The sequence below is a fragment of the Daejeonella oryzae DSM 19973 genome (assembly GCF_000422945.1).
GTDB classification, from domain to species: Bacteria; Bacteroidota; Bacteroidia; order Sphingobacteriales; family Sphingobacteriaceae; genus Daejeonella; species Daejeonella oryzae.
Genome location: NZ_AUHA01000003.1, coordinates 730,139 through 740,939 on the forward strand (window position 1 = coordinate 730,139; position 10,801 = coordinate 740,939).

Consider the following 10,801-nt stretch of genomic DNA (forward strand, 5'->3'; position numbering starts at 1 on the left):
AAAAAGTAATATCTCGATTGGTTCAGCAGTGCTCGTATACCGGCATTGAAAGGTTCGTTTTAAAGAGCTGTGTGTAGCCTTCTTTGGTTAAGACGGTAATTCAAAAAAGCCGTCTGGTATAAAACACTTAATAAGGATTTTCGTAAGCATAGACACTATATTTTGAAATGTCAAAAAGCTGTTTGGCAACTTCATCCATTTCCGAAAACTTTTCTCCAATATCTTCAGCTAAAATCCCAGGGTTCGCAAGTCTTATTGCCGTACCAGCCATACAAACCATTAACATACTTTCATCCCCACCCACTTCTGCGTCATCAATGTCTGTAGCAATAATTGCATTAGCGCCGATACTTACAGCATCAAGACGAAGTTGAGCTTTACAAAGATCTTCCCCTGCCTTTATTTTAGTATTATATTTTTTTGATTGCATACCGAATAAATCTGTGAAGCTTGATGCAAATTCCGAAACAACTCCTGTCCCGGTAACTGATTGGGCAGTAACTATTCTTAAAACTGTATAATCCCAGTCTTTGGGACTTTTTAATGTAACCACAGGTATCTATCTGATTAATTCTTTTAAAGATGTATTCAACTTTGTATTCTGCGATCTCCAAGCTGACGAGGCCTTTATAGCTAAATCGGGAGAACATTTTGTGCAATAATCATCAGATTGAAGATTCGCAAAGCGATTAATAAACTCTGTTTTTCTTTTCTCAATAAGCTCAGTTGACCCGAAAAACCCGCTTTTAAGGGATGCTTTACAATTGGTACAATAATCCATTTATTTTATTTAATCTAAGCTATTTGTTGATGCTGCAGTTACGTTAATTCGTAAAATCCATGAGAAAATTTATTTGTTTAACTTATTCACCTTTTAATAGCTGCCATATAATGTTATCTGCCATTAATTTAATCGTTAATTATTATTTGAAGATTAATCATCAATAAAAAGGGTGAAAGGTAGGAATTACTGAGGGAACGGTAAGATTAATTAGCAAATGTGGAAATGAGCAAATTAGCAAATGAAAGAATGGTGAACGGTAGGAATTATTGAGGTAAAATAATTGACTTCGCTCTGGAGGAAACCGTATCTTGATTCTTTAGAAAATATTTACCTTACACAAAATACTCAAAATTTTAATTCTTTAAATATGTCAGAAGAGTTTGCAGAAAATTTACATGAAGTTGCTGACCCGGCTCCAAAGAAAAAAATAAAAAAAATACTCACAAAAGAAGAAAAAGAAGCAAAAGCTTTAGTAGAAAGAAAATTGCTTATTGATCGTGTTGCGAGCGGTACTATCTCCACAGTGAAGGATAAGGTTGCTTTTATCTTAAATAATCACAACGAAGCCAGAAACTCCGATATTAAACTGGCTTATATTTATTGGCGTAATTTTGAAGAAGAAAAACTAGAAGGCAAAGAAGATATATCTGTTGAAACAATGCTTAAACTCACCAAGCAAATCACCTTAGCAAGGTGGCGAGCCAAGATCCAGTACGAATACAAACTATTTCTTGCAGACGAAGATGTACAAGTATCTCGAGGAAAGTTACAGGGACAATATAAAAGAGATGCATTGGTGAACAAGCCTCTAAATCTTCCTTTATATCAGGTCTTTATTGACGAAACTGGCAAAAATGATGAATATCTCTCAGTGGGATCGCTATGGCTTCTTGGTTATAATGCCAAGCTTATTATTCATTCTATGGAAATTAATGAATGGAGAAAAAGGCAAAACATTGAGTACGAATTTCATTTCAGTAAATTGAGCAAACATAAGTTGGAAGTATATAAAGACTTTTTTAGGCTTTTTATCTCAAAATTTCCTGACATTGGATTTAAAGTCATTGTGTTAAAATCAAAAGGACTGGCAAATAAAAATGAAGCAATCGTTGATCTGACATTTCATTTGTTACATAAGGGTATCCTCCATGAGCATGATTCTAAAAGAGCGCCACTTCCAAGAATGCTTCAGGTAAGAATAGATGACGAAGAAAGTGGAAGTGACACGCTAAAGCTTGAAAACATAAAGGAAAGACTTAATGGTCAAAAGGTAGCTGGTTTACATCTAGACGTATTTGAAGCGGTGTCATCCGCGAAAAATCACTTTATCCAAGCTGTCGATCTTTTCACCGGGGCAATCAACAGAAAATTGAATTTTTCAGGTGACCCAAACTTTAAGGACGGATTTGCAGATTTCATTTTCGATATTTTAGGATTTGACATTGTGAATGTTGATACTTCGGTTGATGATCCAGGAACATCTAGGGTTTTTAATTTGAGTGCTAAGCATGACGACGCTCTTTGAAAACCATGAAATAACGAAGCTTTTTCGCGATTCCACCCAATGAAAACAAAAAAACCTGAAACGACGTCCAGGTTTTAGGTCCTTATTTTAGAGTGCACCACTAAAGCAAATGAATTGCGGGGCACTAATGCTATAAACTTATAATTTATTCTGCAAATACAAAAGCGTCCTTTAATTCATCAGCAAGTTGATGAAGCGTAGTCTCAATTCTTTTCCCTTGGCTTGCGGAAGGGTGTTTAACCCCGGAGGCGTACTGTCGCAATAAACCGGGGTTCATTCCGGCCCGTTCTGCTACTTTTGATATTTTTAAATAATCAAATTTTAAGAAGAGTGCATATACGTCATAAAGATGATCAAACTCTACATCTTCTGGTTTCACATCTTCGAAATCAAATAATACTCCTTTTATTTTTTCTTCTAACTCAGTGACAGAGTTTCCAAAATCTGAAACCAGGTTATCCTTATAATTTACTCTTCCCCATAGACCATCTTCGGCTTGTTCGATGATCAACTCCATTTTAATCCTTTTCATGTTAAATCCCTTTTATTAGTTTTTCTAATAACCATAACCTTTGTATGCTGGTGAGGCGGGTTACTATTATCGTCCCTGTATCGCCGGGCATCGACTGCTTTTTAATGATCAGTTACATTATAAATGAAAGAAGTAAAGAAACAGGAAGGACTACTTTAGTCCCGCCTGTTTTAGAATTGAGTTCAGCGTTCCTTTTGGGATATCACCGCCATGTACCGGTATTGTAACCTTACCTGGCTTTAAAGGATGCTCCAATTGAAGATGACTCCCCTTTTGACTCTTTTCTTCCCACCCATGTTGCTTTAACAACTTGATTACCGCCTTCACTTTCATAAACAAAGGTAGCAAATTTGCTACTTTTTATAAAATTTTTTATATTTTTTTTTGTAAAATATTTTATAAAAATCTCGGGTAAAGTTTATACAACATGTTCATGGGTAATCCATACGGTTGCATGAAACTTGAGGTGCATAATTAAATGATGAGATAAAATCTATAGAATCTTAACATAGCCCCATTATTATATCTTTGGTTCTGCCAGCCTGCCTTTGAGGGTGAACGGTAGTAATTATTGAGGGAACGGTAAAATTGGCTGGAACAGCGATTGGAATGATTGGAAGAGTGGGTATGATTTTATAATACAGTGGTTATAATGTTTTACACTGCCTGTGCATAGGCAGTGGTTTAGGATCAACGATTAGTGCCCTAATATTATTTCGATGATGAAATAACTTAGATTTGAGTTAAATCAAATGTATACTCATAATTAATGACGGTTTTGTCAAGTGTTTATACTTATTTTGGCCGCAGAAATAATTACTTCTCTTTTCCTTAAATGAAACAAAGTCAGATCTTAGAATTCATACGCCTAAATAGTCATGAACAGTTAAAATCATATCAATCAGAATTAAAAGAAAGCCTTAAAGACCTAGAGCAATCCATAAACAGACTATATTTTTGGATGATAATAACCGGCGTTCTATACTATCTGTTTAGATTATCAGCTATTACCTCATTTGAATTTAGTATAATAAAATTATCTGATCTTAAGATTATTGAGATATTGACCCCACCCCTCTTTTCAATTATGTTGCTCTATAATTTTCTTTTCAATAATAGGAAAGCCGAACTTCTGCATTTTTCAAAATTGATTGCCACTAGACTATACAAAACTGGAAAGTTTGATCATTTAGATTTGATAGCCGGTCGTCCAAAAGATTATGTAAGACTCATTCAACCATTTTCGATATCCAATGAACTAATGAAAAGGGATTATCAGGTTAAAGTTTCAGTTATTGAGACCATATTAAGATTACCTTCATTAATAATTGGAATTGGTCCTATCATCTTTGCATTCATTTGTACAAAACACTTATATGTGAATTACTTCAACAGCTTAGCTACCAAACTTTCGTTTCTTTTTACAGTATGGCTCTTAGCGTATACAGCGTTTTTATTGGGCAAAGTAATGTATCTCGAAGCAAGAAACACTCAAACGACTGAAGATCAAAATTAAGTAATTAAATTCTTTAAATGTTAAAAAAGGGTTGCAGTCAGGATTAATGAGGGAACGGTAAAATTGGCTGGAACTGTGATTGGAATGATTGAATGATGGGCTATGATTTATAGTGCCCGGGTAAAGTGTCTCTTAAAATTTCGCTAATAAGGGTTCTATCAATTTTTCATCATATTTAGATCGGCTTCAATAAAATCATTAGGCTGAATATTTGAAATGACAGGGGTAATTTTTCTTAGTTTTTTTACCGCCTGTTTATCATTTTTATAAGTGAGCTATATAATTGAAATGCCTTCTGATATTTCGGGTCGTTTGAAATGGCCAAATCACAAAACTCGTAGTCTTCAGTCTCCCACTCCGTAATAGTCCTTGAAAAATAGGTCGCCAAGGACGGAATCCTGAAAGTGGAGTTCAGTTTATGAGACTTTGAGTCCTATACAGGAGCAGTGGACCCGGTATGTAAAGCCATTATAGCTTATACTTATATCCCGCTTCATTACAATTATAATATGCAAACTGCACAGTTAACTCATGCCCGGGAATCGAAAACATCCCCAAAGTATTTTCTGATGATTACAGGCATTAATGTAAAGTTAAAACCGTATGACCCCGTTTGACAAAGTGTATTGACAAGCTTAATCAGTATGAGTTTTATATTTGTAAAGCTTAAACCGTAAACCGTTCGCTTTTTGTAAAGCTATTTAAGTGTAAGACATATTGGCTTTTCTTCGGCTCTTATTCGGTTCTTGTTCGGGTAAATATGCATTCAGACTATCTTAAACCAGGATATAGCCGAAGAAGGAGCGACTGAGAACCGAACAATGTACCTTTGAAGATAGTTTTGTATCCTATCTGAGACTCGAGTAGAAACAAAAAAGGATCAAATTAATAATTTGACCCTTTCAGAAAGGAGGCTACTGGAAATTTAGTCTCTTTATTGATATCAGGAAAGGTAGTTTTCCTTATATCTTCAATATTTTCGAACTGTTCTAAATATTTTTGTGAATATATCTTCTATTTGTGGGTACGTCTTTCATACAGGCCAAGCTTGAATACTAAATATAGCACAATTATCTATATTGCCCAAAAAGCAGCAGGTTAAAATAGGATCAAATTGATTCCATGGGGTTGATAATTCCTAACTAAATTATATACACAAGTTCCCCATTGTTGTGAAGATTCCTGGCTTTTGGCACCAGACACAGATGCCTTAGTTGAAGGCGAACATCTATCAAAAAGTTACGAAGATATGGCTTTTCCCCAAGCTGATGATAGGTAATAAGCAGAATTGCGCCTATTATAAAATAATTCTACACTGATACCATCCTAATCTAAAAGCAATCGTCATAAAAATAAATTTGACCATGTCACCACAAACCTTAAAAAAAGGAGCCTAAATTTAATTTAGTTTCTAACTGATTAACATCAATACCGGATGTTATTTCTTTAACGAACAAATCTATGAGACAGGCGACTACTAAAGATAAAGACCATATAACAGATCTATTAACCTGTGCTTTTACTGACAATCAAAGTGTTAATTATATTATTAAACAGGATGAAAAAAGACTAAAGAGGATTAAGGCGTTAATGTCATACTCTTTTGAAATTTGCAAGCTGTTTGGCGAAGTCTATTTGTCTGATGATGATCATGCTTGCGCTTTGATAGTGTATCCCCATAAAAAGCGAACTTCTTTTAAATCAATCCTGTTAGATATTCAACTCATTTATAACTGCATCGGTTTTTTTCATATAGGCCGGGCTCTTAAAAGGGAATTAAAAATCGGAAAAATCCAACCAAAAGAAAAAAAATATTACCTATGGTTTATTGGCGTTGATCCCGCTTATCAAAGTAAAGGAATTGGCTCTGAGTTTCTGATGGAGGTAATTGAAGACAGCGAAAAAAAACATCTTCCAATCTATCTGGAAACCTCTACCCTGCGTAACCTGCCCTTTTATACTAAAATGGGTTTTAGCGTATATCATCAATTGAATTTATCTTATCAGCTCTATTTTTTAAGAAGATTTCAATCTAAAATATAATATTATGAATGTATTTGGCACAGAAATGCTTTTAGTAACCTGCATTTTCGCATTACTTGAAATTGTGATGTTCTTCTATCAGTTTATTCATTACTTATCACGTCCTGAGGAAAAGCAAAGACTCTACTATCTTATACTACTGTTTCTGCTTATTGTTTATAACATCAGCGGCGGACTCTTTCCCGATCCGAAAATCGATATTCCGGTTGTCGCTCAAAATATTATTGCATATGGTAGTGGTTTTCTGATGGCCTCCTATTTTCCGTATTATTTTTACAAAGGGTTTGATTTGATCAGGTTGCGATTCCATGCTTTATATGGGGTTTTGTTATTTTTAATCCTGCCTTTTGTAATCTTCTTTGTGATCGTTTATTCCATCCAACAGAGTTTAGATTTTGCAATCAAATTCGGCATCATTATTCCATTTTTCTATTCAATTGTACTCCTTTGGGCAATCATGAGGGCAATCAGGTTAAAATACAGGGATCATAAAAGCAGGGGAAATTTCATGGAAGTGGTTGCCGTTTATCTGGCAGTAATTCCCTGGGTAATGATGACTCCTATTGCCTATTTTGATTTAGGCCAATTAATAGAAGTACTCTGCACAAATGGTGGTTTTGTAGTCATAAGTATATTATTCATATCCAAATCAATCAGCAGATCCAGGTTAGAATATCAGAGACTGATGGAGTTGAATGCCGGCGGAGTACCGCCAATACTGTTTATGGAAAACTGCTTTTTATATAAATTAACCAACCGCGAAATTGAAATAGTAAAGCTACTGAGGCAGGGTAAAAAATATCAGCTTATAGCCGAAAAATTATTTATATCTGAATTTACGGTGAAAAAACATGTTCATAATATTTTTCAAAAAACTGAAGTAAATAATAAAGTTGAGCTAGTCCATAAGCTTGACCAGCAACAATTTTTCCAGGGAAACAACCGACTGAGACAGGCTTAAATCATAGAAAACAAAGGAGAAGATTTCTTCAGCCCTTCATGTATTTCTGATGCCCTACTATTCTTACTTTATCCTCATCCAGATACATATAGCCCATGTCATAACAGAACCAGTACTCATTGCCCTCTTTGGTTTTAAACAGGCTGGTAAAATACTTAAAGTTGAAATGACGTTCTTCCAGAAATTCTTTACGGATCACACTCATTCCGGCAGGATTTAGCGTTTTGAGAATAGTCCGGTTTCTGCGGAGAACCTGGTTCACCTGCTGTATCACCTTTTCACTTTCTGCCCGGTTCTGATTATTATAACTCGCCCGGCATTGATCCGTACAAAAACGCTTATCACTTCTACCTTTTAGGTCATCGTTACAAAACAGGCAGGATCGTTTTTCCATAGCTATCTTATTAACCGAATATATCCATTTAAGATACGGATATATTCGTTTATAAATCGGCTAAAACTCTTTATGTTTTTAGTTTCGGAATAACTAATATATAATGCGATCAGGTATGGCTATTCACGTTTACATACGGCCTTTAATTTTGAAAAGCCAGGCGGTGTACAGTTATACTTTTCAAAAGAACCCTCCCCTGTTTAAATGGCTGTTGGGTTTGTCCTGTTTTAAATATGACCGACCAGGAAAAATACTCTACACCGAAGCCAAAGAAGAAATACTTGATTATTTAGAAATCGCTTCCGGAGGCAAATTGCTGATCAACAAAAACAATCTTTACCGCGATTGTGTCATTGAGGCGCAAAAGCAGAATTTAAATGGACTTTCCCGGGTAGAAATTCCGAAGTATCGCTTTGAAGCCAGAATGACAATTAAGTATGCAGTGGTGGAAAATTCAAATTGTTTTTTGCTTACTACTGACCGGGTTAACAGATGTAAAGAAATTTTAGAACCTTTAGAATTTATTTATTTTAATCGTAAACTTTCGGCCTTTCTGATGCCTATGCGGGAAGTAAATCTATTAAAGTTATTGACGGTGGTAAAGGGCAAAGTAGTGCTTTCGCTTCAGCAGCATGTAAAACTTAAAAGCCTCTTCCTACAATCATATATTTGGAATCAAACGTATAATGTGGATGTAGTGGTACCGGAGGCTTATCTGAAACACTTAAAGTCCAAAAACTACAGCCCAAACACGATTCAAAACTATTACGCATCATTTTTCACTTACCTGTATTATTGCAAAACAATCGCAGTTAATGCCGAAGACCTTAGTCCGGAACGGGTAAACGATATTGTTCTGAAGATAGCCAGCAATAATAGTCATTGCAGCAGCAGCACGCATATGATGATTAATGCGGTGTTGTATTTTTATAAAAATGTGCTGAATAAACCGGAATATACCAATCAGTTACACCGCCCTCACAAAGAAAAAGTGCTACCTAAGGTAATTGCCAAAGAAGATATCGAAAAAATTCTAAACAGCTGCAGCAATATCAAGCATAAAACGATGCTCAGCCTGGTATATGCCTGCGGCCTGAGAGCCGGTGAACTTATTAATTTAAAAGTTTGCGATATAGACAGCAAACGAATGATTATTCTAATTGCAAAAGCCAAAGGTTATAAAGACCGCCGGGTGATGCTATCTGAAAAATTGCTTGAAAAATTAAAAGAATATTATAAAGCATATAAGCCCCGCACCTACCTGTTTGAAGGACAATACCAGGATCAGTATTCGGTAAGTTCATTGAGGCAGGTGCTTGCTGAAGCCTGCAATAAGGCAGGTTACAAGCAAAAAGCGACACTGCACTGGTTAAGGCATTCCTTTGCCACCCATTTACTGGAAGCCGGAACAGACATCCGTTATATTCAGCAACTGCTCGGGCACAGCAGTACCAAAACCACTGAAATTTATACCTATGTGAGCACAAAACACATCAGCAAAATAAAAAGTCCGCTGGATAGTTTAAACATTTGAAATAATCTGTATGTTGGCTCCACTTATAGTAAATATATATGCAATAGACAGCGTATATCTACTAGTTATGTGTAACCTTATGACGACACTTCGAAACATATTGACCATACTGACAATTGGAACAACTTTTCAACTCTTCGGACAGAGTGTTGGAAAGGATACGACTTTTATTTTTAAGGACACGGTTGACGGAGAACTTCAAACTATTTTTATTGACAACAATAAGGACAGCAAATTTTACGACCACATATCTAACTTTAATTTCCAGCATTTCGACAAAGACAGTTATAAATATTCGACTGACTTTTTCAAAGAGCAAAAACTGACTTTAACTAAATCAAAGCCATTAATTCCTTGGACAAAGTGGGTTACACTTAAACAATACAATGGACAACTTTATGCTTATCACCCTTGCGACTTTTTATTTCATTTTCGACAATCAGTAAATGACACAACATTTATTGACTGGACTGGTGAAGGTCCTGTTGCAAACAAAATTATCGAGCAGAAGAAAATTGACAACAAGACGTATGAGTTTAAGTTGACCGGTATTTACGACCACGACCGAAAAATCATAATTTACATAATTGACTTTAAAAAAGGAATAGCAGTTTTTGAGCAAATTACTAACGGGATAGACAAGAATTATTACTTGATGATAGCAGCAGACAAAATAAAAAGTGTTCCAATTATTGTAAATCATTGCCCGACTCAAAAGCAAACAGAATTACAATTTGACGAGCCTGACTTTAAAACTTTATTGACAACGAAATGACAAGAAAGGCTACACATAACACGGGTTTTGCGTCAGGCGGGCTGATGTGCAAAGCTTAACGGTAATTTTTTATTTAAGCTTTTGTAATAAAATCGACTTTTGTGCTTCGATTTCCCGCCCGAACGCAAAGCCCGAATCGTTATGCCCAACCATAAAACATGCAACAATTCATAAGACTAAATCTTAAGAAATTTAAATACATTTTTCTAATACCTGCTGGTGTTATGACTGCTTTCATTTGGTTTCTATTCCTTTTTGTAGACTCATCAAAGACTTATACTTTATCAGAAAAAATATTTATACCACCGACGATGGGATTGTATGTTGGTTTTATCATCCTGACTTTGGCTTTTGTCTCTGGCTATTACACCTTTTACAAAAACAGAAAGACTTTAAATAAGTACCCTTATATTGAATTGGAAGCGCAACTTGGCTTTAAAAAACAGTTTTTTGGAAAGAATAATATATGGCGTTTCACTGAAGAAATTTTGGTAGGTCAACAGGAAGGCTTTCCAATAGAAATACATTCTATAAACGAAAATGGTAAAAAGAAAATTGGAGTTACCGTACTAACTGAAATAAATGAGTTAGACGACATGACCTACAAGAAAACTTTTGAATACTTTGAAAAGGAAGATATATATTTTGGAGTAGGAGGTTCATCAAAAACTTTTGAACTTGAGAAAGGTAATACAGGAAATCTCGAACAGATTAAAACGGAATTAACAACGTTTATT

Annotated in this window: 11 protein-coding genes; 7 read left to right on the forward strand and 4 right to left on the reverse strand. The window is 35.2% G+C overall.

The window, feature by feature from the left end; translation table 11 throughout:
• Window positions 1-127 precede the first annotated feature (127 nt).
• The gene (locus G521_RS17795; RefSeq protein ID WP_051189674.1) at window positions 128-553 is read right to left on the reverse strand and encodes a heavy metal-binding domain-containing protein; all 426 of its coding nucleotides are present in this window, start codon (window positions 551-553) and stop codon (window positions 128-130) included.
• Between the two features lie 598 nt (window positions 554-1,151).
• On the opposite strand from G521_RS17795, the gene G521_RS17005 reads away from it, so the two are divergent.
• Entirely contained in the window at window positions 1,152-2,309 is a 1,158-nt protein-coding gene (locus G521_RS17005; protein WP_036678887.1) for a DUF3800 domain-containing protein, read from the forward strand.
• A gap of 145 nt (window positions 2,310-2,454) precedes the next feature.
• On the opposite strand, the gene G521_RS0110815 is transcribed toward G521_RS17005, so the two are convergent.
• Together G521_RS0110815 and G521_RS0110820 are read right to left on the reverse strand one after the other, a co-directional pair.
• Entirely contained in the window at window positions 2,455-2,841 is a 387-nt protein-coding gene (locus tag G521_RS0110815; protein ID WP_026898555.1) for a hypothetical protein, read from the reverse strand.
• A gap of 150 nt (window positions 2,842-2,991) precedes the next feature.
• Window positions 2,992-3,174 carry a type II toxin-antitoxin system HicA family toxin gene (locus G521_RS0110820; protein ID WP_026898556.1) on the reverse strand — a complete coding sequence of 61 codons (183 nt, stop codon included), beginning with the start codon at window positions 3,172-3,174 and terminating at the stop codon, window positions 2,992-2,994.
• An 814-nt stretch (window positions 3,175-3,988) separates the two neighbouring features.
• Here G521_RS0110820 and G521_RS18150 point away from each other — a divergent pair.
• From G521_RS18150 to G521_RS17010, 3 genes are all read left to right on the forward strand, one after another.
• The gene (locus tag G521_RS18150) at window positions 3,989-4,357 is read left to right on the forward strand and encodes a hypothetical protein (RefSeq protein ID WP_155975757.1); all 369 of its coding nucleotides are present in this window, start codon (window positions 3,989-3,991) and stop codon (window positions 4,355-4,357) included.
• A 1,461-nt stretch (window positions 4,358-5,818) separates the two neighbouring features.
• Window positions 5,819-6,400, forward strand: coding sequence for a GNAT family N-acetyltransferase (locus tag G521_RS0110830; RefSeq protein WP_026898558.1), 582 nt, complete (start codon window positions 5,819-5,821; stop codon window positions 6,398-6,400).
• A 4-nt stretch (window positions 6,401-6,404) separates the two neighbouring features.
• Window positions 6,405-7,361 carry a helix-turn-helix transcriptional regulator gene (locus G521_RS17010; protein ID WP_051189677.1) on the forward strand — a complete coding sequence of 319 codons (957 nt, stop codon included), beginning with the start codon at window positions 6,405-6,407 and terminating at the stop codon, window positions 7,359-7,361.
• 28 nt (window positions 7,362-7,389) lie between these two features.
• Here G521_RS17010 and G521_RS0110840 read toward each other — a convergent pair whose 3' ends face one another.
• Entirely contained in the window at window positions 7,390-7,755 is a 366-nt protein-coding gene (locus G521_RS0110840; RefSeq protein ID WP_036678890.1) for a hypothetical protein, read from the reverse strand.
• Between the two features lie 115 nt (window positions 7,756-7,870).
• Between G521_RS0110840 and G521_RS17800 the strand changes: the two genes are divergently transcribed.
• The 3 genes from G521_RS17800 to G521_RS0110855 form a co-directional block, all read left to right on the forward strand.
• On the forward strand, window positions 7,871-9,289 hold the full coding sequence (locus G521_RS17800; protein WP_162141789.1) for a tyrosine-type recombinase/integrase: 1,419 nt from the start codon (window positions 7,871-7,873) through the stop codon (window positions 9,287-9,289).
• A 79-nt stretch (window positions 9,290-9,368) separates the two neighbouring features.
• Window positions 9,369-10,064, forward strand: a complete 696-nt coding sequence (locus tag G521_RS0110850) for a hypothetical protein (RefSeq protein WP_155975759.1) — start codon at window positions 9,369-9,371, stop codon at window positions 10,062-10,064.
• A gap of 158 nt (window positions 10,065-10,222) precedes the next feature.
• On the forward strand, window positions 10,223-10,801 hold a 579-nt coding region (locus G521_RS0110855), incomplete at its 3' end, for a hypothetical protein (RefSeq protein WP_026898561.1).

Excerpts from the sequence above, each read along its gene's own strand:
- G521_RS17800 (WP_162141789.1), top strand. The coding sequence starts at position 7,871 with ATGGCTATTCACGTTTACATACGGCCTTTAATTTTGAAAAGCCAGGCG.
- G521_RS17010 (WP_051189677.1), top strand. The coding sequence starts at position 6,405 with ATGAATGTATTTGGCACAGAAATGCTTTTAGTAACCTGCATTTTCGCA.
- G521_RS0110850 (WP_155975759.1), top strand. The coding sequence starts at position 9,369 with ATGACGACACTTCGAAACATATTGACCATACTGACAATTGGAACAACT.
- G521_RS0110820 (WP_026898556.1), bottom strand. The coding sequence starts at position 3,174 with ATGAAAGTGAAGGCGGTAATCAAGTTGTTAAAGCAACATGGGTGGGAA.
- G521_RS0110815 (WP_026898555.1), bottom strand. The coding sequence starts at position 2,841 with ATGAAAAGGATTAAAATGGAGTTGATCATCGAACAAGCCGAAGATGGT.
- G521_RS0110840 (WP_036678890.1), bottom strand. The coding sequence starts at position 7,755 with ATGGAAAAACGATCCTGCCTGTTTTGTAACGATGACCTAAAAGGTAGA.
- G521_RS17005 (WP_036678887.1), top strand. The coding sequence starts at position 1,152 with ATGTCAGAAGAGTTTGCAGAAAATTTACATGAAGTTGCTGACCCGGCT.
- G521_RS0110830 (WP_026898558.1), top strand. The coding sequence starts at position 5,819 with ATGAGACAGGCGACTACTAAAGATAAAGACCATATAACAGATCTATTA.